The 23206-nt window shown below is 70.6% G+C and carries 23 protein-coding genes; 13 read left to right on the top strand and 10 right to left on the bottom strand.

Going from position 1 to position 23206, the window contains the following annotated elements; all coding sequences use genetic code 11:
• Positions 1–97: 97 nt before the first annotated feature.
• Positions 98–1237, top strand: a complete 1140-nt coding sequence (locus ACZ5LB_RS06050; protein WP_464605279.1) for a glycoside hydrolase family 64 protein — start codon at positions 98–100, stop codon at positions 1235–1237.
• A gap of 13 nt (positions 1238–1250) precedes the next feature.
• Here the strand turns inward: ACZ5LB_RS06050 and ACZ5LB_RS06055 are convergent, their stop codons facing one another.
• A complete protein-coding gene (locus tag ACZ5LB_RS06055) occupies positions 1251–1751 on the bottom strand; it encodes an outer membrane beta-barrel protein (RefSeq protein WP_464605280.1) in 501 nt (166 codons plus the stop codon).
• A 108-nt stretch (positions 1752–1859) separates the two neighbouring features.
• Between ACZ5LB_RS06055 and ACZ5LB_RS06060 the strand changes: the two genes are divergently transcribed.
• From ACZ5LB_RS06060 to ACZ5LB_RS06070, 3 genes are all read left to right on the top strand, one after another.
• Positions 1860–2441: a DNA-3-methyladenine glycosylase I gene (locus ACZ5LB_RS06060; RefSeq protein ID WP_464605281.1), complete on the top strand. Its 582-nt coding sequence runs from the start codon at positions 1860–1862 to the stop codon at positions 2439–2441.
• Positions 2438–2743 (top strand): hypothetical protein, encoded by a 306-nt coding sequence (locus ACZ5LB_RS06065; protein ID WP_464605282.1) that lies wholly within the window; start codon positions 2438–2440, stop codon positions 2741–2743. The genes ACZ5LB_RS06060 and ACZ5LB_RS06065 overlap by 4 nt, the downstream gene beginning before the upstream one ends.
• A 111-nt stretch (positions 2744–2854) precedes the next feature.
• The gene (locus ACZ5LB_RS06070; protein ID WP_464605283.1) at positions 2855–3961 is read left to right on the top strand and encodes a M20/M25/M40 family metallo-hydrolase; all 1107 of its coding nucleotides are present in this window, start codon (positions 2855–2857) and stop codon (positions 3959–3961) included.
• Here the strand turns inward: ACZ5LB_RS06070 and ACZ5LB_RS06075 are convergent.
• On the bottom strand, positions 3958–5874 hold the full coding sequence (locus tag ACZ5LB_RS06075) for a hybrid sensor histidine kinase/response regulator (RefSeq protein WP_464605284.1): 1917 nt from the start codon (positions 5872–5874) through the stop codon (positions 3958–3960). The two genes, ACZ5LB_RS06070 and ACZ5LB_RS06075, sit on opposite strands and share 4 nt — an antisense overlap.
• Positions 5871–6455, bottom strand: a complete 585-nt coding sequence (locus ACZ5LB_RS06080; RefSeq protein WP_464605285.1) for a hypothetical protein — start codon at positions 6453–6455, stop codon at positions 5871–5873. The genes ACZ5LB_RS06075 and ACZ5LB_RS06080 overlap by 4 nt, the downstream gene beginning before the upstream one ends.
• A gap of 355 nt (positions 6456–6810) precedes the next feature.
• Between ACZ5LB_RS06080 and ACZ5LB_RS06085 the strand changes: the two genes are divergently transcribed.
• The gene (locus ACZ5LB_RS06085; RefSeq protein WP_464605286.1) at positions 6811–7305 is read left to right on the top strand and encodes a hypothetical protein; all 495 of its coding nucleotides are present in this window, start codon (positions 6811–6813) and stop codon (positions 7303–7305) included.
• Here ACZ5LB_RS06085 and ACZ5LB_RS06090 read toward each other — a convergent pair.
• Genes ACZ5LB_RS06090 through ACZ5LB_RS06100 form a run of 3 tightly spaced genes read right to left on the bottom strand, consistent with a single transcriptional unit; the run spans position 7302 to position 9340 of the window.
• A complete protein-coding gene (locus ACZ5LB_RS06090) occupies positions 7302–8438 on the bottom strand; it encodes an alkaline phosphatase family protein (RefSeq protein ID WP_464605287.1) in 1137 nt (378 codons plus the stop codon). The two genes, ACZ5LB_RS06085 and ACZ5LB_RS06090, sit on opposite strands and share 4 nt — an antisense overlap.
• Before the next feature lie 57 nt (positions 8439–8495).
• Positions 8496–9101 carry a carbonic anhydrase gene (locus ACZ5LB_RS06095; RefSeq protein ID WP_464605288.1) on the bottom strand — a complete coding sequence of 202 codons (606 nt, stop codon included), beginning with the start codon at positions 9099–9101 and terminating at the stop codon, positions 8496–8498.
• 50 nt (positions 9102–9151) lie between these two features.
• Positions 9152–9340 (bottom strand): hypothetical protein, encoded by a 189-nt coding sequence (locus tag ACZ5LB_RS06100; RefSeq protein ID WP_464605289.1) that lies wholly within the window; start codon positions 9338–9340, stop codon positions 9152–9154.
• Positions 9341–9553: 213 nt separating this feature from the next.
• Between ACZ5LB_RS06100 and ACZ5LB_RS06105 the strand changes: the two genes are divergently transcribed.
• Positions 9554–10852 (top strand): EAL domain-containing response regulator, encoded by a 1299-nt coding sequence (locus ACZ5LB_RS06105; RefSeq protein ID WP_464605290.1) that lies wholly within the window; start codon positions 9554–9556, stop codon positions 10850–10852.
• 51 nt (positions 10853–10903) lie between these two features.
• Complete coding sequence (locus ACZ5LB_RS06110; protein ID WP_464605291.1) at positions 10904–11329, top strand: hypothetical protein; 426 nt, start codon at positions 10904–10906, stop codon at positions 11327–11329.
• Here ACZ5LB_RS06110 and ACZ5LB_RS06115 read toward each other — a convergent pair.
• Both ACZ5LB_RS06115 and ACZ5LB_RS06120 read right to left on the bottom strand, forming a co-directional pair.
• Positions 11322–11525 carry a hypothetical protein gene (locus ACZ5LB_RS06115; protein WP_464605292.1) on the bottom strand — a complete coding sequence of 68 codons (204 nt, stop codon included), beginning with the start codon at positions 11523–11525 and terminating at the stop codon, positions 11322–11324. The genes ACZ5LB_RS06110 and ACZ5LB_RS06115 overlap by 8 nt on opposite strands.
• Positions 11526–11662: 137 nt before the next feature.
• Positions 11663–12598: an ion channel gene (locus ACZ5LB_RS06120; RefSeq protein ID WP_464605293.1), complete on the bottom strand. Its 936-nt coding sequence runs from the start codon at positions 12596–12598 to the stop codon at positions 11663–11665.
• A 140-nt stretch (positions 12599–12738) separates the two neighbouring features.
• Here ACZ5LB_RS06120 and ACZ5LB_RS06125 point away from each other — a divergent pair, with 140 nt between their 5' ends.
• The gene (locus ACZ5LB_RS06125; RefSeq protein WP_464605294.1) at positions 12739–14631 is read left to right on the top strand and encodes a hypothetical protein; all 1893 of its coding nucleotides are present in this window, start codon (positions 12739–12741) and stop codon (positions 14629–14631) included.
• Here ACZ5LB_RS06125 and ACZ5LB_RS06130 read toward each other — a convergent pair.
• Entirely contained in the window at positions 14628–15317 is a 690-nt protein-coding gene (locus tag ACZ5LB_RS06130; RefSeq protein ID WP_464605295.1) for a YkgJ family cysteine cluster protein, read from the bottom strand. The genes ACZ5LB_RS06125 and ACZ5LB_RS06130 overlap by 4 nt on opposite strands.
• A 132-nt stretch (positions 15318–15449) precedes the next feature.
• Here ACZ5LB_RS06130 and ACZ5LB_RS06135 point away from each other — a divergent pair, with 132 nt between their 5' ends.
• The 4 genes from ACZ5LB_RS06135 to ACZ5LB_RS06150 all read left to right on the top strand — a co-directional run bounded on the left by ACZ5LB_RS06135 (position 15450) and on the right by ACZ5LB_RS06150 (position 20773).
• On the top strand, positions 15450–16322 hold the full coding sequence (locus tag ACZ5LB_RS06135; protein ID WP_464605296.1) for a tetratricopeptide repeat protein: 873 nt from the start codon (positions 15450–15452) through the stop codon (positions 16320–16322).
• Between the two features lie 55 nt (positions 16323–16377).
• Positions 16378–17067, top strand: coding sequence for a hypothetical protein (locus tag ACZ5LB_RS06140; RefSeq protein ID WP_464605297.1), 690 nt, complete (start codon positions 16378–16380; stop codon positions 17065–17067).
• Between the two features lie 100 nt (positions 17068–17167).
• Positions 17168–17509, top strand: coding sequence for a hypothetical protein (locus tag ACZ5LB_RS06145; RefSeq protein ID WP_464605298.1), 342 nt, complete (start codon positions 17168–17170; stop codon positions 17507–17509).
• An 87-nt stretch (positions 17510–17596) separates the two neighbouring features.
• Positions 17597–20773 (top strand): protein kinase domain-containing protein, encoded by a 3177-nt coding sequence (locus tag ACZ5LB_RS06150; RefSeq protein ID WP_464605299.1) that lies wholly within the window; start codon positions 17597–17599, stop codon positions 20771–20773.
• Here ACZ5LB_RS06150 and ACZ5LB_RS06155 read toward each other — a convergent pair.
• Positions 20766–21047, bottom strand: a complete 282-nt coding sequence (locus ACZ5LB_RS06155) for a hypothetical protein (protein WP_464605300.1) — start codon at positions 21045–21047, stop codon at positions 20766–20768. The two genes, ACZ5LB_RS06150 and ACZ5LB_RS06155, sit on opposite strands and share 8 nt — an antisense overlap.
• A gap of 230 nt (positions 21048–21277) precedes the next feature.
• On the opposite strand from ACZ5LB_RS06155, the gene ACZ5LB_RS06160 reads away from it, so the two are divergent.
• The gene (locus ACZ5LB_RS06160; protein ID WP_464605301.1) at positions 21278–23203 is read left to right on the top strand and encodes a sensor histidine kinase; all 1926 of its coding nucleotides are present in this window, start codon (positions 21278–21280) and stop codon (positions 23201–23203) included.
• The last annotated feature ends 3 nt before the right edge of the window (positions 23204–23206 follow it).

Here is a 23206-nt window from a genome sequence, read left to right on the forward strand (position 1 = left end):
GCGACCGCGAACAGGGGTTGCGTCGGAGCCGCCGGAGGCCCATCCTTCGGAAGCTTTCCTTACGGTTCCCTTTTCAGCCCCTTTTATTGAGTCGCCCATGCGAACGACGGCCCGCTGGACCTTCCTCCTGGCCCTGCTGCTCCTCCTCACCCCCGCCTTCGGCCAGGTCCCGCTGCGCCTGGCCTTCACCAACCTCACCCGGGGCCCCCAGGCCCGGCGCCCCGTGTTCGTCACCGTCACCGCCCAGGACGGCGCCGGACGGTTCCTGCGCATGGACCGCGCCGGCGCCTTCCACCCGTGCCTGCCCGCCGACAACACCGTCCCGCGGGCGGGAAGGCTCTGGTGCGCCTATTCCTTTCCCCTCCCCCGGGCCGTGGAACTGGACGGGGACCTGGACCTGCGGGGCGGGCGCATCTACCTGAGCATCGGCGCCCCCCTGTGGCTGCGGGTGGATCCCGCCACCGGAGGCCTCGTCCAGCCGGACCCGGGCAACGGGGAGGACCCCAACCGACACACGCTCTTCGATTGGGCGGAGTTCGCCCTGGGCCCCTCGGGCCTGCACGCCAACACCACCTGCGTGGACCAGTTCGCCATCCCGATCACCCTGCGGGCCCGGGGGCGGGACGGCACGGAGGCGGGCCCGGTGGGGCTGGACGGCCGCCGCTCGGACCTCATGCGGGACTTCAAGGCCGCCGTGCCCGCCCCCTTCCGCAGCCTCGTGCAGGACCTGCGCATCACCGCCCCCGGCCACGCCCCGGAGGGGCCCCTGTACCGCCACCTGGACGCCTACATCCGGACCATGTGGGACCGCTACCGCAGCCAGCCCCTCGTCCTCACGCCCGACGAAGGCACCTTCACGGGGCGGGTGGAGCCCGGCGGGGTCCTGGTGTTCACCCGGGCGGGCGACCCGGAGCGCCACCTGATCCACGCCATGCCAACCACCCTGGAGGCCTTCCGCTGCGACGGCCCCTTGGCCCGGGGCACCACCACGGAACGGGTCCTGGGAGCCCAGCTCGCGGCGATGCTCAACCGCCACGTGCTGGAGACCCCCATGAAGTGGCGGGATGCCGCCGGGTACTACGCCTCGGTCCCCGCCAACGCCTACGCCCGCTTCTGGCACCAGCGCGGCCTGGGGGGAAAGGCCTACGGCTTCCCCTACGACGACGTGAACGACCAGGCCACCTTGATCCACGTGGCCGAACCGGTCGAACTGGCGATGGGGTTCAGGATCGATTAGCCGCGCTGCGGATTCAGAAGGAGTACGTGACCCCCAGGTTCAGGGTCGCCAGGGTGACGTGGTCCGTGTTGTGCGTCGTGTAGCGCGCCTGGATGCCCACGTGCCGGTCCAGGTCGTAGCCCACGCCCAGGTCCAGGCCCAGGGCGGTCCTGGAGTCGGAGCCGCCGTGGGAGATGCTGTAGCTCATGAGGGACAGGCCGCCCAGCAGGTAGACGCCGCGGCGGTTCCGGTCCGGGTGCCAGGTGTAGTCGGCGCCCACGCCGAAGCTGGTGGTGGAGGCGCCGTTCTTGGAGCCGAACACCGTGACGTCGCCCCGGGCCATGAGGCCGTGGCCGCCACCGAAATCCCACCGGCCGTGGCCGCCCACCTGGAGGCCCAGGTTGGCCACGTTGGTGAGGTCGTTCACCGGGAAGGCCAGGGCGCCCTGGACCCCGAACACGGGTTCGGCCGCCTTTGCCTGGAAGGGGCAGGCCGCCATGAAAGCCGTCGCGAGGAGGAATGCGGAAATTTTCAAGGGAGATTCTCCTGGAAGGGGCCGGCATGTCCGGCATGGAATGCATTGTATATTCCAAGAGACCCCCTGTGGAACCGGAAGTTCCCTTTCTTGAGGATCCCAACAGCCATGAACCCTCCGTTCGATTCCCGCCCCCGCTGCCCCTGGTGCGGCGACGACCCGGCCTACGTCGCCTACCACGACCAGGAGTGGGGCGTGCCCTCCCGGGACGACCGCCATCTCTTCGAGATGCTCATCCTGGAGGGCGCCCAGGCGGGGCTGAGCTGGTCCACGATCCTGCGCAAGCGGGACGCCTACCGCCTGGCCTACGACGGGTTCGACCCCCGGGCCGTGGCGGCCTACGGCCCGGAGCGCCTGGAGGCCCAGCTGCGGGACCCCGGCATCGTGCGCAACCGCCTGAAGGTGGCCGCCGCCGTCACCAACGCCCGGGCCTTCATGGCGGTGCAGGCCGAGTTCGGGTCCTTCGCCGCCTACCTCTGGCCCTTCGTGGGGGACCGCCCCCGGGTGGAGCGGCGCCGGACGATCGCCGACGTCCCCGCCGTCAGCCCCGAGGCCCAGGCCCTCTCCCGCGACCTCAAGCGCCGGGGCTTCACCTTCGTGGGACCCACCATCATGTACGCCTTCATGCAGGCCGTGGGCATGGTGGATGATCACGTGGACACCTGCTGGCGGCGTATAATGGCCCCATGACCACCGAGACGTTCAAGGCCAGCCGCTGGACCCGGGGGAACCGGCTCTTCCCCACCTGCATCGAGGTCACCGACACCTCGGTGACGCGGTGGAAGCGCTCGTGGTTCTCCCGCGACGAGATGACCATCCACCTGCTGCGGGTGGCCAGCGTGCGCATCAACACCGGGGTGTTCTGGTCCGAGATCCTCATCGAGTCCACGGGCGGCACCGACCCCCTCACCAGCGCGGGCCACCGCAAGAAGGACGCCCTGCGCATCAAGGAACTCATCGAACAAGCCCAGACCCGGCAACTGGCCCCCTGAGGCCCCCGGGCAGGACCGGTCCGCGCCCCTTCAGGGGCGGCGCCGGCATGGCCGGAGGCGTTCCCGGTGCTAGCATGGCTTCCTACCCGACACGTTCAATGGAGGTGGCCCATGGCCCTTGACACCCGCTTCGGCGTACCGATGGACACCGACCGCATGGTCACCCAGTTCATGGAGATGGTGCGCATCGACAGCGAGTCCGGCGAGGAGGCGGCGTTCATGGCCTGGCTTCTGCCGGTCCTGCGGGACCTGGGCGCCGCCGCGGACCTGGACGCCTACGGGAACCTCATCGCCAAGGTCCCCGGCAAGGGCAGTTCCGCCGCCCCCATCCTGCTCTCCTGCCACGGCGACACCGTGAAGCCCGGCAAGGGCATCCGCCCCGTGCTGGCCGACGGGGTGGTGCGCTCGGGGGGCGACACCATCCTGGGCGCCGATGACAAGGCGGGCATCGCCGAACTGCTGGAGACCCTGCGGGTGGCGCCGGTGCACCCGCCCCTGGAGATCGCCGTCAGCCGCCAGGAGGAGGTGGGCCTCCTGGGCGTGAAGAACCTGGACTACGGCCGCCTCACGGCCACCCGGGGCTTCCTGCTGGACAACGACACCCTGGACACGATCATCACCGGCGGCCCCTCCTACTTCGCCATCGACGCCACGGTCATCGGACGGTCCGCCCACGCCGGCATGGAACCGGAAAAGGGCGTCAACGCCATCGCGGCCGCCTCCCGCGCCATCGCCGCCCTGCGCCTGGGCCGCCTGGACGCCGAAACCACCTCCAACGTGGGCGTCATCCAGGGGGGCCTCATCCGCAACGGCGTGCCGGACCGCTGCTCCTTCCTCGCCGAATGCCGCAGCCTCGACCACGCCAAGGGCCAGGCCCTCGCCGACGAGCTGGTGGCCACCATCTCCCGGGAGGTGGAAGCCTTCGGCGCGACGGTGGAGATCACCGTGAACAACCTCTGCCGGGCCTCCCGCATCGACCCCGCCACCTCCTGGACCGTGGACGTGGCCACCCGCGCCCTGGCCACCCTGGACATCCAGGCCCAGCCCGCCCTCATGTGCGGCTTCACCGACGCCTCCATCTACAACAACCACAGCATCGAGATGGCCGTGGTCGGCATCGGCGCCCGCCAGGAGCACTCCACCGACGAGCACATCCGGGTGGAGGACATGGAGCGCGCGGTGGCGATGATGGTGGAGATCCTCCGCCTGAGCGCCTAGCGGGAGACAGGCTCGGAAAGCGCCCGGGCGCGCGTCTGGAACTGGCCCATGGTGTAGGGCTTGGGTAGCACCTCCACCTTCGGCATCCCCGCCAGGAGCGCCGCGGTGGTGTCGTCCAGGTAGCCGGTGGCCAGGATGGCCGCGAGGCCGGGGCGGAACGCCCGGATGTTGGCGAGGGTCTCCACGCCTCCCATCACCGGCATGTTGAGGTCCAGGAGCACCAGGTCCACCTCGAGCCCCCCCGCGAGCTTCGCCAGGGCCTGGGCGCCGCCGCCGGCTACCGCCACGCGGTGGCCGAGCTTGGCCAGCATGTCCGGCACCGAATCGCGGATGAGGGCGTCGTCATCCACCAGGAGGATCGACAGGGGCCGGCAGACGGGTTCGGGCCCGTCCGGGGGCGGTGCCCCGGGCGCTTCCCGGGGGGCCGCGGGGAGATGGATCAGGACCGTGGTCCCCTCCCCCACCCGGCTCTGGATCTGCACGGTGCCGCCGTGGGCCTTGACGGTGTTGAACACCATGGAAAGGCCCAGGCCCGTCCCCTTCCCGAAGGGCTTGGTGGTGAAGAAGGGCTCCATGGCCCGGCGCACCACCTCGGGCGGCATGCCCTCCCCCGTGTCGGCCACCTCCACCTGGGCGCCGCCGTCGGGGGCGCGGCGCGTGCGAAGGGTGAGCGAGCCGCCTTGGGGCATGGCATCCCCGGCGTTCACGCAGAGGTTCAGGATGGCGCTTCCCAGGGTCCCGGACTCCCCCCGCACGGGCGGCAATTCCGCGTCCAGGTCCTCCACGACCCGCACCTTCTGGAACAGCGTGCGGCGCAGCATGGCGGCCTGCTCCCGCACCAGGTCGTTCAGGTCCAGGACCTGGGCCTCCCGGAGTCCCTTGCGGGCGAATTGGGTGAGGGTCTGCACCAGGCTGCGCCCGCGGTCGCTGGCGCGGTCGATGGTCCCCAGCGGGCCCGCCAGCTCAGGCTCCCCGCCGTGGACGAACAGCAGCGTCTGGGCCACCGCCTGGATGGAAGCGAGGACGTTGTTCATGTCGTGGGCCACGCCGCTGGCCAGGCTCCCCAGGCTCTCCAGGCGCTGGGTGTGCTCGAGTTCCTCCTGCATCTGGCGGCGGTCCGTGATGTCAAGCAGCGTCCCCAGCAGCCGCGAGGCCCGCCCACCCGGCGCATTTTCCGCCCGGGCACGGCAGTGCAGCCACCGCACCTCGCCGTCGGGCCGACGGATGGGAACGTCCATGTCCAGGGGCTCGAAGGTGTCCACGGCGTTCCGGATCCCCCGCGCCACCGTCTCCCGGTGGCTGGGCTCCACCAGGGCCAGCCAGGCGTCGAAATCCTTCCGTGCGCCCTCCTCCTGGCCCAGGATCCGCGCAAGGGTGGCGCTCACCCGGATCTCGCCGGTGGCGAGGTCGAATTCGAACGTGCCCACCTGGGCCGCCTCCTGCGCTTCCCGCATGAGGCGCTCGCCCTTGCCCAGGGCCAGCTCGGCCCGGGCCCGGCGCCGGTTCGCCACGAGAAGGGCCGCGATCAGGGCCGTGAGGATGCCGAACACGATGCCCGCGACGATGACGTAGGGGCGGAACAGGCCCCACAGGGTCGGGGGCCGGTTCACCAGGACCGCGTTCGCCGGAAGGACCGAGAGGTCGCATCCCCAGCGGGTGAGCTGTACCCAGTCGTACATGGGCTTCACGAAGGCGCCGGTGGAAAGCCGCGACAGCGGGCCTCCCCCCTGGAGCTCCATGACCGCCTGCCCCAGGAGGGCGCCGGCCGCCTCGGAATCCACCATCTCTCCCCCCACCACGCCTTCGCCCAGGAAGCTCGAAAGGATCGTGAAGACCGGGGCGTTGGCCTCCCGGGCCAGGGCGCGCACCACGTCGGTGGGCACGAAGCGCTCCCCGCTCACGTCCGACGTCACGATCCCGAAGATGACCAGGGTATCCGGAGCAGCTCGCGGCTCTGGGCCAGCACCTCCTTCACAGTACGGCCGCTGGTGTAATCAAAGGTGATCCTTCCGGCCCACGGCGCGAACTCCCGCCGGGCCTGCGCCTCGACCCGCAGGTTGGACTCGGCGTTCCCGCTCACGAAAAGCACGTGCCGGGTGTCCGGGAACAGCTCCAGGCCGCGCTCCAGGGTGCCCTTCACCCCGTAGCGGAGGGGCAGCGGAATGGTTTCCCGGCCTTCCACCTCCGCCCCCTCCTGGCCGAAGAGCGCCACCGCCGGCGTTCCGGGCGACAGGTCCCGGCCTTCGCGGGCGAGGAAGTCCCGGGCGGGATCGAACACCGTGATGATCAGCCCGAACCGCATTCCCGCGTACTTGTCCCGGAGGAGTTCTCGCAGGTGCGCTCGCTGGTTCGGTGTCCGGGGCGGATTGATGTCCAGGTACTCGGGATCAAAGGTGCCGTTCACCAGCCTCCGGGCCGCGATGGCCTTCGCGAGGCCGGCGCTGATCTGGCCCTGGGCGGGGATGTTCTGGCTGAAGGAATAGAGGATCAGCACATCCTGCGGAGGTGCCGGGGAAGCGAACGACCCTACCCAGGACAAGCCAACGAGAATCCGCACAGACAACCGCTGCATCCAGGTCCTGGATTTCCCGCGGGCAATCATGGTTGAACGACCTCCAAATTCCGTCATGGCTCAGGTTCAGCTTCGGCACAAAGGCGGCGCCGCTTCAATTTCGGACGCGTGTCCGGGTTCCCTTGGAATTTCAGGGTCAACTCGGGCCTTGAATGGCCGATAAGAAGGGCAGGATCAGGCGATCAGCCTGACCCGTTTCCCGCACAGTCCGAGGTCAGTTCCCGGGACCGGCATGGGCTGGACGACTTGAGCCCCCGGCGGCTCACCCAAGGTGCCCATGCTCCCGTTTTTCGCCCTTCTTCTCCAGCCCGCCCTGGTCGCGCCCGAGCCCCCCCGCGCCGCCCTGGTGGAACTCCGCCCCGGGCTCTTCAGCCTCAACGGCGCCCCCTCCCCGGAGCTGTACCGGCTGGTCAAGCAACACCGCATCACCCACGTCATCGATTTCCGCACCGACGGCGAGCTGGGCCCCGACGGGGCCCTGGAGAACGAGCGAATCCAGGAGCTGGGTTCGGTCTACATGCGCTTCGCCCTGGCCGAGGCGCCCCCCGCGGCGGATTTCGTTTCCATCCGCACCCTTCTCCAGGGCCTGCCCGCCGGCTCCCGGGTGCTGGTCCACTGCGCCACCGGCAACCGGGCCGCGGCGGCCCTCTGCCCGTGGCTGGTGCTGGACCGCGGCATGGCGGCCCCGGAGGCCCTGCAAGCCTGCAGGCAGGCGGGCATGCACATGCCCAGCACCGATGAGGCCGTGCGGAACTACCTGAGCACCCGCTAGCGCAACCCTTCCACGACACGCCCGTCCGGCTGTTTATCCCAGTGGATATCCAACCAAGCGGCCACCGTGGGGGCGATGTCCCAGAGGGGAACGGCGGGCAGCGCAGTCGTCCGTCCGGTGCCCAGGGCCACCAGCCAGGTGTGCATGAGCGGCGTCGCCGCGTCGAAACCGTGGGCGCCCGCACGGCCGATCTTCTCCTTCTCCGCCGCCTGGGGCGTGGTGGCGGAGCTGATCCAGGTGCCCGCCGGACCCTCCACGATGAGATCCCCGATGCGCGGGTTGCCGGCCAGGTGGTACTCGGCCGGAAGGTCCGCGGGGCGCCAGGCCTTCAGCCCCGCCGCGGCCAGGGCCCGCAGGGCCTCGGGGGAGACGGGGGCCTTCAGGTAGGCGTAGGCGCTTCCGCCGTGGGCCACCACCGTGGCGGGCTGGCCCAGCAGGGGACGGATGTCCACGCGCCGCTCCATGGCGCCCATGCCGTGGTCGGCCAGGAGCAGGACCCGCAGGCCGGGGTGGGCGGCCAGCATCCGCTCCACCCGCGGCGCGATCTCGGCGTCCAGGCGCCCCAGCTTACGCCGCACCTCGGCGCTCGCGGGCCCGTGGTAGTGGCCTTCGGCGTCGGTGCCGGACAGGTAGGTCATGACCAGGAGGGCCCCGTCCTTGAGCGCTCGCTCGGTGAAATCCATGGCGACGCTGTCGGGCACGCCGTCCTTGAAGACCTCCAGGCGCCAGGGGGTCACCCCTTCCCAGGGGCCGGTGGCGCAGGGCCAGCCGTAGACGGCGGTGCGCACGCCGCTGCGGGTGGCGGCCACCCACAGGGGCTCGCGCTGGAGGTATTCGGCCCGGGCGGAATGCCCCACCGTGCCCAGGACGGGATCGATGAAGCCGTTGGCCACGATGCCGTGGTGCTCGGGCCAGCAGCCCGTGGCCAGCGTGGCGTGGCCGTTGAAGGTGGTGGCCGGGAACGGCGGGCGCCCCTCGCCCCGCTGGCCCTTCTGGGCCAGGGCCCAGAAGCGCGGCATGGACTCGGCGGTGAACTGGGTGGCCCCCAGCCCGTCGAAGCTCATCACCAGCACCGGGCTGGCCGCGCAAAGGCCCATGCAGGCCGAGAAGAGGAGTGTGATCAGCATTTTCATGATGACCACTATACCGTGCTTCCGGCGGGCGCTTCGCCTCCCGGGGATCGCCGCCGCTCAGGCCTCCGGCCGGTCCGAACTCACCTGGAGATCCCGGATCAGCCCGTCCCCCAGGTCGTAGATCCAGCCGTGGAGCGTGAGCTGGTGCCCCCGCTCCCACGCGCCGCGCACCACCGGCAGCCGCCGGAGGGTGGCCACCTGGTGGACGACGTTGAGCTCGCAGAGCCGGCGCACCCGCGCCGCCTCATCCGGCAGGGCGTCCAGTTCGGTCCCGTGGGCCCGCCTCAGGTCCCGCAGGTGGTGGATCCACCCCTCCAGGGGCTCCCGGGCCGGGGGGCCGAAGGCGGCCTTGACGCCCCCGCAGCCGTAGTGGCCGGTGACCACCACGTGGGAGACCCCCAGCTCCTCCACGGCGAACTGGATCACCGCCTGGCAGTTGGAGTCCCCGGGCAGGACCAGGTTGGCGATGTTCCGGTGGACGAACAGTTCCCCGGGCGCCAGGCCGACGATCTCATTGGCGGGCACCCGGCTGTCCGCACACCCGATCCACAGGTGCTCAGGGGCCTGGATCGCGCACAGGCGGGAGAAGAAGTCCGGATCCCGCGCCACCTGCTCGCGGGCCCACCGGCGGTTGTTCTCGAACAAGGTTGGAAGAAATCGCATGCACCGTCCTGGACCCCACGGTAGGCCAGGTGGGTGCCCGGCGGCAAGGGTCAGTTGTCCCCGGCGCGCACCGGAACCCGCCCGCCCGAGACCGCGTGCAGCAGGCGGCCCAGGGGAAGCAGGGTGAAGCCGTAGAATAAACGGTACATGGAGCCGCTCTGGCGGCGGTCGAACAGGTTCTTGCGGCGCTCCGGGGCGTTGGCGCCGATGCGCGGGGTATGCCGGTGACGTCGACTCATGAAGACTCCATTCGTTAGCGGATGTAGACGAGTTTATCGGAAGGCTGCCTGGCCGGGCCAGGGACAAAAACGGCAAGATGATCCTTTTGGTCGTATACTTCCTTGAATTACAAGCCTGACAGCCGCTCTTACAATCGCTATGCTGGGTCCAGGACCCAACGATCTGTCCGATGACGATCCGGTGGCCCTCGCTCACCAAGACGGATATCGACCATGACTCAACCCGAGGACGACCAGGGCTCAGGCACCGACGTGCGCTGCCCGTGCATCCAGGACCGCAAGGTGCTGGTGATCGACGACAGCCGCCTGGCCCGCCTGCAGCTCACCACCCTGGTGCGCAAGCTGGGACCGGCCCAGGTGACCGAGGCCGCCGACGGTGTGGAGGCCCTGGGCATCCTGGCCGAGGAGCCGGATTTCCACCTGGTGATGTGCGACCTGCAGATGCCCCGCATGGACGGCGTCGCCCTGATCGGGCGCATCGCCGGCCTGGGACTGGCCCCGCAGCTGGTCATCACCAGCGGCCTGGAGACCGGCATCGTCGAGACGGTCCGCCACATGTCCCTGAGCTACGGGTTCCCCTGCGTGGGCGTCCTGGCCAAGCCGGCCACCTTGGAGGACCTGGTGAACCTCCTGGCCTCCCCGGACTTCACCGATTGCCTGGCCGCCGCGGGGCCCCGGTCCTCCAGCCACGAGACCCTGCCCCTGCAGGACATCCGGACCGGCATGCGCAACCGGGAGTTCGAGTGCTACTTCCAGCCCCAGGTGTCCATGCAGGACAACCGCATGAAGGGCGTGGAGGCCCTGGTCCGCTGGCAACACCCCGAGCTGGGCCTCCTGCGGCCGGGCCGGTTCCTGCCCCAGTTGGAGGACGCCCCGGAGGCCATGTCCGAGCTGACCCTCCAGATCCTGCAGAACATCGCCGCCAAGCGGGCCGAGTGGCAGAAGGAAGGCCTCGACCCCGACTTCTCGGTTAACCTCTCCGCCTCCTCCCTCAGCACCGATGGGTTCGCCGACCGCATCTTCGACGCGGTCTCGGCCCACTCCCTGGAACCCGAGAAGATGATCCTGGAAGTGACGGAGTCGGCCAGCACCGCCAACCTCGGCCACTCCCTCTCGAACCTGGCCCGCCTGCGCATGCGCGGCTTCCGCCTGAGCATCGACGACTTCGGCACCGGCTACGCCACCTACGAGCAGCTCGAACGCATCCCCTTCACGGAACTCAAGATCGACATGTCCGTGACCCGGGAGCTGGGCAAGTCGAAAAAGCACGCAATCCTGGCCAAGAGCCTCCTGCGGCTGGCCCGGGACCTGCGCCTGCACACCGTCGCCGAGGGCATCGAGACCCAGGAGGGGTGGAACGTCCTCAAGACCCTGGGGTGCAACTGCGGCCAGGGCTACTTCCTGGCGCGGCCCATGCCGGCGGGCCAGGTGCCGGGGTGGAGCCGCCAGGAGCGCCCCCACCTGGACGCCTACCACCCCGGCCACGACCGGCGCGCCGTGCCCCGCACCTGACGGTGGCATACTGAAGGCACGGGCAATCGAACGTCCGGAAAAGGGGGCCCCATGGTCCGATGGTTCACCGCCCTAGCCCTCCTGGGACTGGCCTGCGCCCGCCCCCAACCCGCCATCGAACCCTACGTGGGCAAGGATATCCAGGCCTTCATGGCCCGCAACGCCCTAAAGCCCAGCCTGGTCCGCCAGGAGGCCGCCGGCGCGACCTACGTGTTCGAAGTGGTGGACGTGGTCCAGGTGGCGGTTCCGCCCGGGGCCCCCGCCCGGCCCCAGAACATCGAGAACCGGCCCACGGCCCTCCCCATGGCGCCGGGCAACCCCTCCCTCAACGCCTTCGAGCCGCCCCGCGCGGTCCCCGGCACCCCCACGCCCGAGGCGCTGCGGCAGGCACCGCAAACCCGCACCCGCTACCTGGACGTGCGCACGGATCCCGCCGGGATCATCCGCTCATACACCTTCCGGGCCGGCCTCAGGTGACCCGGATCCGCACGCCCCGCATGTCGGTGGCCGGAACCACCCCTCCGAAGAAATAGTTCACGCACTTCCTGCAGATCACGTTGGCGTAGGGGCCCGCGTCCTTGCGCCTGCGCTCGGCGATCCACCCCCGGCCGGGGTTGATGAGGAAGCACCAATTGCAGCGCACCGTTTCCGTGGCGATTCGTTTCTCGTTCATGGCTGTCTCATTCCGATAAGGGAAGCAAGCGAGCGTATCCGCACAAAAGGGAATCCCCCGTTGCCGGGGGAGAGTGCGAGCGGGCAAATGCGCCCAACGCCTGGAGCACGGGTAGTATCGGCCCTGAATGGGCCGTGTCAACCCGGCAGGATCAGCCCGTCCACCAGGCCGATCTCCAGCTCAAGGGCGCCGTCGGCCGTCGTGCGCGTCATGGGCGCGAAGCTCGCTCCCCACACCACGTCCTCCGCCGTGTACGACGTGCGCTGGTAGATGGTCTGGGAGAAGGTGTCGTCGAAGGCCTTCACGAGGACGATGAATTCCGGATTGATCTGCCGGAGGGCTGCGGCGTCCATGCCGGCCAGGGGGCTGGCGTCGTCGATGGGGTGCACCACGGTCCAGTTGGCGGGGAACAGGTTGATGCGGTTCCGCTCCAGCGCGAGGGTGTGGAAGCGCCGCGCGCCGGTCTGGGGGTCCAGCCGCGACAGGACCACCGTGGCCTCCACCTCGATGAGCTGGTTGCTGCGCTTGTTCACGAAGCGGAACATGAACCCGGCGCCGCCCCGGTAGGGGGCCACCACCGCGTGGCTGCTGAAGCGGATCTGGGCGTGGGGGCGGGAGAAGCGCCCGTAGAGGAGCCCGGTGGCGAGGGCGAAGCTCAGGAGCCCCAGCAGCGATTCCAGGGCCGCCACGGCGCTGGCCAGGTGGCTCTGGGGGCTGATGTGGCCGTAGCCCACCGTGGTCAGCGTCTGGGCGCTGAAGAAGAAGGCGTCCAGGAACTTGTCCGCGAAGCCGTTCCCCCCGGGCCGCAGGAAGTGCTCCATGCCCACCGCCAGGTACACGCCGGCGAACAGGAGGTTGGCGAGCATGTAGCCGATGAAGAGCAGCGCCAGGAAGCGGGCGCCGCCCATGGTGATGAGCCGGTGGTAGAGCTCGTACGGACGGAACCAGGGCAGGCCCGCCCGGCGCACGTTGATGCTCCCGTCCTTGTTCATCCAGCGCCGCGCCCCGGACCGCAGACCCAGGCCCAGGTCGTCACCGGGCGGAAGCCGTTCGAAGGGGGGCTGGGCGGTCATGGGGCCCCAGGCTACCATCACCGGCCGGCCCATGGCCATATGCCCCCATTCCGGTCATCTTCGAGGGGGAGGACCGGAGCCGTCCGCACTGCTACCCTGGGGGTTCGCATCGCCGCCCGCGTTGCAGGAAGGCGCCTTGGATGATAACCCCCGAAGAGCTCGACCAGCCCAGCATCGTCGTGGAGGCCCGCCAGCGCCTGGACGAGGCCCGGAGCCAGGCCCGCCGGGACCTGGAAGCCGATCCCGGAAAGGCCTCGGCCTTCGGCGAACAGGTGCCCCGGCTGCGCCTCAACGGCATGCACGGAAGCAACCACAACCCCAAGGCGGTGGCGCGGACGCTTTCCTCCGCCGGCGACGAAGGCCGCTGGTACCTGGCCCTGCTGGGCCCGGGCGACGGCCTCGCCAAAATCGTGATGGAATTCCTGCCGAACTTCGACCTTTCCCCGGAGCGCCGCGCGCTGGCGGCCCTGGCCTGCGCGGAGCAGGAACCGGAAAAGACCCTGGAGCACCTGGACAAGGCGGCCCTCGGCTCCCTGGATGACCTCCTCGCCGTGGTGCGCACCGCCCTGGCCCGCCAGCCGGCCCTGGATTTCGAGGAGCAGAAGAAAGTGGAGATCCTCTACCGTTCCGGCGGTGAGGAGGGCGCGAAGGACCTCCAGCGGCGTTACGAGCAGGCGCGCTCACGATTCCAGGCCCACGTCCAGCACCACCTGCTGCGCCGGGTGCCCGAGGCCGTGCGGCAGGATGCGCCGGCCTATGCGCAGGTGCTGCGGTCGCTCCTGCGCACCGATCCCTACGGAACCCTGGAGTGCCTGCGCGACCCCGACCTGGCCCCGCCCTTCCAGACCATCCCCCAGGCCGAACGCCTGGACCTCCTGGACGCCGCCGCCGCCTTCGGCCTGGGATTCGCCTCGAACTACCTGGACCTCTTCGGGCTGGAGGACACCCCGGAGACCCGCGCGCGCTTGCAGGCCGCGTTCGCCGAGGACCTCACGGCCGGGTCCAGCATCTACGGGGCCTACGCCCTGGAGGGCATGGCGAACTACCCCTTCGGCCTGGGCCGCATCGAGCCCGTGTTCCCCCGGCGCATCTCCAACGCCGAGGCCCTGGCCTACCTGAAGAAGGACGACCCTGAGAGCGTCCTGCCCAAGACCTACGGCGCCGCCGAGGTGGGCAACGCCGTCAACTTCCTCCAGGAGCGCGAGGTGCAGCGGTTCCTGGAGATGCTCAAGGCCGACATCTTCCTGGAATGGAAGGCGCAGTATTCCGAGAACAAGCGCGCGGTGGTCTTCGGGGACATGGAACTCAAGATCCGCAACATCCTGTTCCTCATCGCCCACGCCACCTTCCGGGACAACGCCTACTTCGACGACCTCCTGGCCAACATCGCGGCCACCCACCCTTCCACCGTGGGCAACGAAGCCCATCTGCACCTCCTGGCCAACCGCCACTTCTTCCTGGAGGTCCTGGGCATCAACCCCGGCCTGCTCTTCAACAGCCCCCAGAGGGGCGCCGCCGCCCTCAAGGCCCCCATCGAGGAGGTGAAGAACTTCCGGGTGCTCTTCATGCTCCACGTGGCCATGTCGATCCACCTGCACGTGGGCGACACGCTGTTCCGCAACGTCCCCATCGCCTGGAACATCCTCCAGAAGCAGGGCGACGGCCTCCTGGACACCGCCATGCAGGAGGTGCTGGGCTTCTTCGACACCATGGACACCCTGCTGGTGCTGGGCGCCACCGTGGTGCCCGACCTGCGCGTCTGGCTTCCCCGCATCACCGACGCCCTCGCCGAGGCCCTCCCCGAAGTGCCCCTGGACGCCGCCGAACCCGGCCGCAAACCCGCCCTGCGCCTGCTCACCCGGGACGCCGTGGCCCGCCACCGGGACCTGCTGAACGCCTACTGCCTCCAGGTGCTCCGCGAAGGCGCCTCCCGCTCCGGCGTGGGCGTGACCAACGCCATCCAGAACCTCCGCCTGCCCCGCACGAAGACCGACAAGCTCTTCGCGCTGCTGGAGGAGGACCGCAAGCGCTAATGTAAATCCAGTAGCAGCCGGCCCAGGGTCTTCTTCACGGAGTCCCGGTGGATCGTGAAGACGGCGCTGATCTGGTAGTCCACCTCCGGGTAGGAGATCGCCACGGCCTCCTGGTCGGGGACGCCGTTGTGGGGGCGGCAGTGGGCGTCGGTGCCCTCCGCGAGCTGGGCGCGGCACACCAGGGGCCGCACCGGCCAGATGGCGCAGGCCCGGTCCGGGCCCAGGAACGCGCAGGCGCGGTCGGCCTCGGGCTGGTCGTCCCAGGTGGTGGCGCCGGTGTGGTCGCCGGCGGCGTCCACCTCCACGTGGCGCAGTTGGCGCTCCAGCCGGGCGTAGTCGATGGCGATGCCCCGCTCCCGGCAGTGGGCGTGGATGTCCCGGGCCTCCTCGAGGGTGCAGTACACAAGTTGATTGCAGCAGTTGGCGCAGCCCTTGTGGCAGAACGGGGCCGGGTAGCCGAACCGCGCGTCCCGGGCGAGCAGGGCGGCGATGGTTTCGTCCACCCGCGCCTGGGCCGCCCGGGCGCGGCCGGGGCCGCCGCCCGCGTAGGGCGCCGCGGCCCGCCGGAGCGCCTCCCAGAAGGCCTCCGCGTCGGCCTCCTCCAGCTCCGGGCCCAGGTTCCCGTAGAGGAGCAGGTCGCCATCCCCCATGACGTTTTCCTCGACCCATTTCCGGGCGTCCACCATCGCGCCTCCCCGGCCAGGGTAACCGGAATCCGCGGGCCTCATCCGGATCCCGCGCGGCCCCGAAAATCAACTATGCTGGTGGCAATTCCCCGATTGGCCCCGCGGGTGCGGGCTGCCGCCTCCCCCCTCCCCATGAACCCCAGAGACCTGCTCCAGAGCGGTGACGAATGCCGGAAAGCCCGGGATTACAAGGGGGCTCTGCCCTACTATGCGCGGGCGGTGGAACTCGCTCCGGCCAACCGGCGCGCCCACGTTTCCCTGGCCGACGCTTACCGCGGCCTGGGCGAGACGGAGAAGGTCATCGAGGTCCTGGAGCGCTTCCTGGAGACCAGCCCCGCGGACGCCGAAGCCCACTGCCGGCTGGCCGACGCCCACAAGAAGGCCTGCCACCGGGAGCCGGCCCTGGACCACTACCGCCGGGCCTTGGCCCTGGAACCCCACAACCGCTACGCCCTCATGGGCCTGGGGGACCTCCACCACCGGGCCAACGCGTGCGGGGAGGCCCTGGCCTGCTGGGAGCCCCTGCTGGCCCTGAACCCCGCCCAGCCGCACCTCCAGACTCTCGTGGGCAACCTCCACCGCAAGGCCCAGGCCTTCGACCGCGCCGCGGCCTGCTATCACCTCGCCCTGGCCCACGACCCGGGCAATACCTCCGCCCTCTTCGGGCTGGCCGACAGCCTCCGTGGCCTGGGCCGCTTCCAGGAGGCGCGGCCCCTGTGGGAGGAGCTCCTGCGCCGGGATCCCAGCCAGCAGGTGCTGACCCGGGCCGGCGACTGCTACCTGCGCCTGGGCCTCCTGGACCTCGCCCAGGAGATGTTCGAGCGCAGCCTCGTCTCCGGGTTCGACAAGGCCACCCTCCTGGGCCTGGCCAAGGTCCAGCGCCTGGGCGGCCAGTACGACGTGGCGCACCAGATCTACCGACAGATCCTGGAACGCCACCCGGGGGATCCCCGCACCCTCGCCCTCCAGGCCGAGACCGTGGCCGAGCGGACCGCCGCGTCCTGACGTTCCGGCGCATTGCGCCATGGTCAAAGAGCCGCGATGGGACTAGGGTTGAAGCATGGACATCGTCGGCCGGGCCCTCGCCCTCGTTCTCTCAACCACGTCCCTTTTCGGCCAGGTGCCGCTGGACCGCATGGACCTGCCGAACCGGATCCTGGCCGAGGAGATCCTCCGCAAGCCGCAGTTCACCTTCCAGACCACCACCCCGCCCGTGGACGTGCGGGTCTCCACCATGGAAAAGCTCTTCGACCACCCGCGGCTGGCGGCGGCCATGTGGCGGGAATGCCAGTTCGCGCCCCGGCTGTTCGCGTTCCCCCTGCCCGACAGCGGCCTGATCGTGGACGACACCCGGGGGCTCAAGGGAACCCTCACCCTTGCCCACCGGGAGCCCGGCAGGCGGGTGTACCTCATCGACGGGCGGGTGGAGCGCTGGCGCATGGGCAACCCCTTCGCCGTGAGCGCGAAGATGGTGGTGATCTACACCTACTGGCATGGGCCCAAGGGCTTCCAGAGCCACCTGCAGGCCTGGACGGCCCTGGACAGCGCCCTCCTGGGGACCCTCACCCGTCCCTTCAAGAAATACATCCAGCATCGCCAGGAGGAATTCATCGGCTACATCCTGGCCAACATGTCCCACGGCGGGGAGTTCGCCGAGCACAGCTACGAGAATTTCCTCGGTCCCATCCAGCGGGAGGGGGACCCGGTGGCGGTGCGGGACTACCTGGAGGTCTTCGGCAAGCGCAAGTGAATTCGGCAATGGGCCAGCCGACGGTCATCGCCTGGGCCCTTGTGACCCAAAGCCGTGGTCATCACCTCATAATGGGACAAACAGGTAGTTTGAGGTGACCATGAGCGAGTGGAGGCTTATCGAATCCGCCCCCAAGGACGGGAGCATCCTGATCGGACGCGGGGCCTTCGCCCAGGACGAAGTGGACACCATGCTGGCCGCCGCCATGCGGTGCCAGGACGGGCAATGGATGCGGGACGCGGACGGGACCGGGTTCCACGTCCCCTGCTTCCCCACGCACTGGATGCACATGCCCCTCCCGCCCAAGCCCCAGGACCGCCTGGTGGGCTTCAAGGCCTGCGATCGCGACCGGGAGGAGTTCTTCACTGAAGGAAAGTCCTGGGAACGGTGCTGCGACGCGGATGCGGAGGCGTGGTTCCCCTGGCCGGTCAAGCCGTCCTGAACGTCGGGAGGAGGTCCTGCGGGATCGCCTGAACCTGGCGCTAGGCCGGGTGGCCGTTCGTCGTGGCCGCCGGGTAGACTTGGAGCCATGCAGGAATGGAACGAGGACGAAAGGACGCGGCACAATCCGGAGGATGCGACGCAGGAAGGGCGCGGTGACGGAGCGCTGGCCTTCGGCTCGCTGCCCACCCAGGCGGGCGTGAATCCGGGGGCGCCCACGGCGCAGCCGGGCTCCTGGAGCCACTACGCCGACCTTGAGCCCCTGGGCCAGGGGGGGATGGGGCGCATCTACCGGGCCTTCGACCTGGTCCTCAAGCGGGAGGTGGCCCTGAAGTTCCTGGCCCGGGACGACCCGCGGCACATGCGCCGGTTCTTCCAGGAGGCCTGCAACCAGGCGAAGGTGGACCACCCCAACGTCTGCAAGGTCTTCGAGGTGGGCGAGCTCAACGGCCAGGTCTTCATCGCCATGCAGCTCATCAAGGGCAGGACCCTGTCCGACGCCCGGAAGGACCTCACGCCCCGCGACCTGGCCTCGGTCATGGAGACGGTGGCGGCCGCCATCCACGCGGCCCACCGCCAGGGCCTCATGCACCGCGACCTCAAGCCGGCCAACATCATGGTGGAGGAGGACGAGCGGGGCCTGAAGCCCTACGTCCTGGACTTCGGCCTGGCCCGGTCCCTGGAGAGCACGGGCCTCACCCAGCAGGGCGTGGTGCTGGGCACCGCGGGCTTCATGGCCCCCGAACAGGCTGCCGGCCTCGACGGCGAGGTGGGCGTCCCCGCGGACATCTACGCCATGGGCGCCACCCTCTATGCCCTCCTGGCCGGCCAGGCTCCCTTCGCGGGGCGCACCGGCCTGTCCTGGATCAAGGCGACCCTGGAGGAGGCGCCCCGCCCCCTGCGCCAGCTGGTGCCGTCCGTCCCCCGGGACCTGGCTACCATCATCGGCAAGTGCCTCGAGAAGGAGCCCCGGCGGCGCTACGCCTCCGCCCTGGCCCTGGCCGAGGACCTGCGGCGATTCCGGGAGGGGGAGCCCATCCAGGCCCATCCGCCCACCCTGGCCTACCGGGCGCGCAAGCTCGCCCAGAAGCACAAGGCCGTGGTGGCCGTTTCCGCGGCGGCCCTGGCGGCGATCCTGACCCTGGCGGGCTTCCAGGTCCAGGCCCGGCGCGAGGCCTCCGCCCAGGCGGGGTGGGCCCAGCGCTTCGGCCAGGAGGCGGAGCGCTACGAGGCGCTCATGCGCTATGCCCACCTCCTTCCCGCCCACGACATCCAGCAGGAGATGGCCCAGGTGCGCTGGCGCATGGCCCAGCTGGAGCCCAACGTGGCCGGCCCCTCCCGGGTGATCGCGGGCCCGGCCGCCTACGCCCTGGCCCGGGGCTACCTGGCCATGGGCGACCTGGCCCGGGCGGGGAAATACATGGAAAGCGCCCTGGCCCGCGGATTCCGGTCCCCGGAGGCCTCCTACATGCAGGGGCGCATCCTGGGCTACCAGTACCAGGCCGAGCTGGACCAGATCCGCAAGCTCCCCGACCCCCGGATGCGGGAGGCCCGCCGCCGGGCCGCGGACCAGGGCCTGCGCAGCGCCGCCCTCTTCCACCTGGAGCAGGGCCGGAGCGCGGCCCTGGAATCCGCGGACTACACCCAGGCCCTGCTCGCCTTCTACGGCAGCAACCTCGAGGAGGCGCTGGCCAAGGCCCGGGCCTCCTTCAACCAGACCCCCTGGTTCTACGAGGCCAAGGGCCTGGAGGGGGACATCCTCCTGGAGCAGGCGGGAGCCGCCCGCCCGGAAGCCTTCCGGGGCCTCCTGGACGCCGCGGTGGGCTGCTTCCAGGCGGCCCAGGCCATGGCCCCCAGCGATCCGGGGCTGTGCCTGGGCGAGGCCCGCGCCTGGCGCCTGGCCATGGAGAAGGACTGGCAGCTGGGGGAGGACGCCGCCGTGCCCTTCGCCCGGGGCCTGGCGGCCCTGGACCGGGCCAAGGCCCTGGACCCCACCCGGCTCGAGGCCCAGGCGCTGGAAGCCTGGTTCCACTTCGCCCGGGCCCGGGTCCTGAACAACCAGGGCAAGGACCCCATGGACGAACTGGGCCGGGCGCTGTTCGCCAGCGACGAGGCCCTGCGCCGGGACCCCTCCTACGCCGCGGTCCATGAAACCCGGATGGCCGCCTTCGGCGAGATCGCCCTGGTCCGCTGGCGGGCGGGGGGGAATCCCATCGAACCCTGGGAGAACGCCATCGAGGCGGGCGCCAAGGCCGTCACCGCGACCCCCAACGACCCCCAGCTCCTGCCCGCCCTCAGCCGGATCCACCTCCGCCTCATGGTGTACAAGGCCCAGCGGGGCCTGGACTACGCCGCGCACTGGGAGGCCGGCCGAAGGCTCATGGAGCAGGCCGTGAAGGCCTACCCGGACCTGGCCACCTTCCACATGGGACTGGGCGCCGCCCACGAGGAGTGGGCGGAGCAGGAGCTGATCCACGGCCGGGATCCCTCCACGAGCGCCCGGAACGCCATCCATGCCCTGGAGGAGGCCATCCGCCTGGACCCGAGCCTGGTGGACGCGCACTACTACCTGGGCGTCGCCGCCAAGCTCCTGGGGGAGTATCAGCTGACCTCGGGCCAGGACCCCCGGCCCTCCCTGGGCCAGGCCCGCACGTCCCTGGAGCGGGCCCTGCGCCTGAAGGGCGACCTGGTGGCCGCCCTGGTGGACCTGGCGGCCTGCCACCTGGACCTGGCCAAGGCCGAGGCCGCCCAGGGGCGGTCCCCCCTGGGCGAGCTCGCCGCGGCCCGGGCCGGGCTCGCCGAGGCGGTCCGCAGGAACCCCCGGGCCCCCTACCCGCGGTTCCACCGCGCCCAGTGCGACCTGGTGGAAGCCCGCTGGCAGCTCTCCCACCAGCCCCTCGCCCGGGTCCTGCCCCTGTTCCAGCGCGCCGAGGCGGACCTGGTGCGGTACCTGTCCGTCGCGGGCGACCAGGTGACCTGGGGCGTCCTGGCCGAGCTCTACGAGGCCTGGGCCGCCGCCCTGCCCCGCTCCGGCGTGCTGGAACGGGGCCTGCGGGCGGCACGCAAGGCCGTGGCGCTGGACCCGTCCTACGGCGAAGGCTACCTCCGCCTGGGCGCGCTGGAGGCCCTGGCCGCCCAGGAGGAAGGCGCCGACGAGAAACGGGCCCTCGCCATGGCGAGGGCCCGGGAGGCCTATGGGCGGGGCCTGGAACGGGGCCCCCTGGTGGCGGCGGCCGCCCGCACCCGCCTCGCGGCCCTCAGATGATGCCGGGACCGGAACCGCACTCCGGGTACTTGACCATGAAGGGCGGCAGGGTGCCGTCCTCCTTGGCGGTGTTCCAGGCGGCCAGGACGCCGGAATCCGTCTGGCCGGTGGGGTTGGGCAGGCCGGAGCGGTAGTAGCTGGCCAGCAGGTTCTCCACCGTGTTGTCGGTCCAGAAAAGGGCGGAAACCTTGGCGGGGTCCACGTCCACCGTGACCTGGCGTCCGTCGGCCTCGTAGGTGATGGCGATCTTCACAAGTTTGGGCCGGCTGGGCATCGATCCTCCTGGGTTGGTTGGTTGTTCATCCGCCAGGATGCGCCCGACCTCCGGACTTCCGCAAGCCCTTCCGCCGCGCCCGCCGGTACCTGGCCCCCGTCCCGGGAGGTCGTGTAGACTTGGGGTCTGCTGTAATCGAGTTCCATGTGTTTTGGACGGTCTACCTGTGCGGCGGCCGATCCCCAGCCCAGTCCACACCGGAAAACCGACCTGCCCGGAGAACCCGAAGGATGTCCCGTCCCACCAGTCTGGTGCTGTGGAAAGCCATCGTCCTCACCGCCTTGTGCGCCACGGCGGTGGGCAGCCTCTGGTGGTGGAGCCTGGTCCACTCCCCCCGCATCCAGGTGGAGGCCCGCGCCCGGGAATCCCTGGTCCTCATGGACCGGACCATCGCCAGGGAGATGTCCCGGGCCGAGGCCATCGGGCTGGCCCTGGGCGCCTGGTGGGCCCAGGAGCGCGGCAGCCTCGACGACCCCGCGAAGCTCCAGAACGTGATCACCTTCCTGGACAACGGCGCCATGGTCACCAACCTCATCCTGAGCCGGCCGGATGGCGATTCCGCCTGCATCGTGAGGAAGGAGGGGGAATGGAACCTGATCCTCTTCCGCGCGGGCCGGGTCCCGCGCCGGGAGGTCCTGCGGGGCGGGCACTGGGTGCCCGCGCAGGGGGACGACCGCGAGACCTATGACGCGAGGGAACGCCACTGGTTCCGGTTCGGGTCCGCCCAGGCCGCCCCCGCGTGGACCCCGGAGGCCTACCGGTTCGTGCGGTCCAGAGCCGGGGGCTACACCTTCACCGTTCCGGTGCGGGACTCCCGCGGCACCCTCCAGGGCGTGGTGGCCGTGGACATGGCCCTGGAGGACCTGACCCACCTGATCTGGGAGCACCAGCCGACCCCGGGCACCCGCCTGGTGGTTTCGGACCCCGCCGGGCGGCTCCTGGTCCCCCCCCGGATCCCGGACATGCTGTCCCTGGCCGCGCGCCTGGACCACCAGCTCATGCCGGTCCCTCCCGCGTTCCTGCCCGGGGGGACCCCGGGGCCCAACGCCGTCAAGCCCTCCAGCGGCGCCCTGGTGGGCGTCGCCGGCGCCTACACCGCGGAAGGCAAGCCCCGCATGAACCTGCAGGTGGCGATCCCCGAGACGGACCTGTTCCCCGGCCTCCCCACCCGGCGCATCGCCGTCTTCCTGCTGGCCCTGGCCATCGTCCTCGCCGTGGCCTGGAGCTTCCTGGACCTGCACCGCCGCATCGTGCGGCCCATGCGCGACCTGGCCATCGAGGCCAGCACGCCCACCACCGCCGATTCCTCCAGCGAGGACTACCATTCCGACATCTGGGAAATCGAGCAGGTGGGCCAGCAGCTCAGGGTGGCGGGCCGCGCCCTCCAGGAGCGCAACCTCCTCCTGAGCCACGCCGAGCACAGCCAGCGGGTGGATTCGGTGGGCATGATGGCGCCGGGCATCATGCACGACGTGAACAACCAGCTGGCCGTGGTCCTGGGCCAGATCGCCCTCTGCCAGACCCTGTACGGCGACCATCCCGAGCTCCAGCCCCGCCTGCGCCAGGCCGAGGAGGCCGCCTCCCGGTGCGGCGAAGTGCTGCGCGGACTCCTGAACTACAGCCGGGTGGACCCGGGCGGAAGGGAGCTCATGAGCCTGAACGCCTCCGTCCAGGAAGCGGTCGCCCTGCTCCGGCCCATCCTGGGCCCCTCCATCGAAGTGGAAAAGGACCTGGACCCCGACACCCCCTTCCTGTTCGGCGAACCCCAGAAGCTTCAGCAGGTGCTCGTGAACCTGGGCATGAACGCCCGGGACGCCATGCCCGGGGGCGGCCTGCTCTCCTTCCGCACCTGGCGCACCGAAACCCTCGTGGGCCTGGAGGTGCGGGACACCGGTTGCGGCATGGCCGAGGACGTGAAGGCGCGGGTCTTCGAGCCCTTCTTCTCCACCAAGCCGCGGGGCCAGGGCACGGGCCTCGGGCTGGCCATGGCCCGGAACATCGTGGAAGCCCACGGCGGGCAGATCCGGGTGGAATCCCAGCCCGGCGCGGGCACCACCTTCCACCTCGAATTCCCCCCGTCCCTGCGCAAGGGGAGCGAGCCGCGCACCGGAACCCGCACCGCCGCCGGGGCCGTGGCATCCCGCCCGGTGTCCTGAGCC

It is taken from the genome of Mesoterricola sp. MK458 (genome assembly GCF_055384935.1).

Bases quoted from the DNA above. Each gene is read 5' to 3' on its own strand.
- ACZ5LB_RS06050 (WP_464605279.1), top strand. From the start codon at position 98: ATGCGAACGACGGCCCGCTGGACCTTCCTCCTGGCCCTGCTGCTCCTC.
- ACZ5LB_RS06060 (WP_464605281.1), top strand. From the start codon at position 1,860: ATGAACCCTCCGTTCGATTCCCGCCCCCGCTGCCCCTGGTGCGGCGAC.
- ACZ5LB_RS06065 (WP_464605282.1), top strand. From the start codon at position 2,438: ATGACCACCGAGACGTTCAAGGCCAGCCGCTGGACCCGGGGGAACCGG.
- ACZ5LB_RS06070 (WP_464605283.1), top strand. From the start codon at position 2,855: ATGGCCCTTGACACCCGCTTCGGCGTACCGATGGACACCGACCGCATG.
- ACZ5LB_RS06085 (WP_464605286.1), top strand. From the start codon at position 6,811: ATGCTCCCGTTTTTCGCCCTTCTTCTCCAGCCCGCCCTGGTCGCGCCC.
- ACZ5LB_RS06090 (WP_464605287.1), bottom strand. From the start codon at position 8,438: ATGAAAATGCTGATCACACTCCTCTTCTCGGCCTGCATGGGCCTTTGC.
- ACZ5LB_RS06095 (WP_464605288.1), bottom strand. From the start codon at position 9,101: ATGCGATTTCTTCCAACCTTGTTCGAGAACAACCGCCGGTGGGCCCGC.
- ACZ5LB_RS06100 (WP_464605289.1), bottom strand. From the start codon at position 9,340: ATGAGTCGACGTCACCGGCATACCCCGCGCATCGGCGCCAACGCCCCG.
- ACZ5LB_RS06105 (WP_464605290.1), top strand. From the start codon at position 9,554: ATGACTCAACCCGAGGACGACCAGGGCTCAGGCACCGACGTGCGCTGC.
- ACZ5LB_RS06110 (WP_464605291.1), top strand. From the start codon at position 10,904: ATGGTCCGATGGTTCACCGCCCTAGCCCTCCTGGGACTGGCCTGCGCC.
- ACZ5LB_RS06115 (WP_464605292.1), bottom strand. From the start codon at position 11,525: ATGAACGAGAAACGAATCGCCACGGAAACGGTGCGCTGCAATTGGTGC.
- ACZ5LB_RS06120 (WP_464605293.1), bottom strand. From the start codon at position 12,598: ATGACCGCCCAGCCCCCCTTCGAACGGCTTCCGCCCGGTGACGACCTG.
- ACZ5LB_RS06125 (WP_464605294.1), top strand. From the start codon at position 12,739: ATGATAACCCCCGAAGAGCTCGACCAGCCCAGCATCGTCGTGGAGGCC.
- ACZ5LB_RS06130 (WP_464605295.1), bottom strand. From the start codon at position 15,317: ATGGTGGACGCCCGGAAATGGGTCGAGGAAAACGTCATGGGGGATGGC.
- ACZ5LB_RS06135 (WP_464605296.1), top strand. From the start codon at position 15,450: ATGAACCCCAGAGACCTGCTCCAGAGCGGTGACGAATGCCGGAAAGCC.
- ACZ5LB_RS06140 (WP_464605297.1), top strand. From the start codon at position 16,378: ATGGACATCGTCGGCCGGGCCCTCGCCCTCGTTCTCTCAACCACGTCC.
- ACZ5LB_RS06145 (WP_464605298.1), top strand. From the start codon at position 17,168: ATGAGCGAGTGGAGGCTTATCGAATCCGCCCCCAAGGACGGGAGCATC.
- ACZ5LB_RS06150 (WP_464605299.1), top strand. From the start codon at position 17,597: ATGCAGGAATGGAACGAGGACGAAAGGACGCGGCACAATCCGGAGGAT.
- ACZ5LB_RS06155 (WP_464605300.1), bottom strand. From the start codon at position 21,047: ATGCCCAGCCGGCCCAAACTTGTGAAGATCGCCATCACCTACGAGGCC.
- ACZ5LB_RS06160 (WP_464605301.1), top strand. From the start codon at position 21,278: ATGTCCCGTCCCACCAGTCTGGTGCTGTGGAAAGCCATCGTCCTCACC.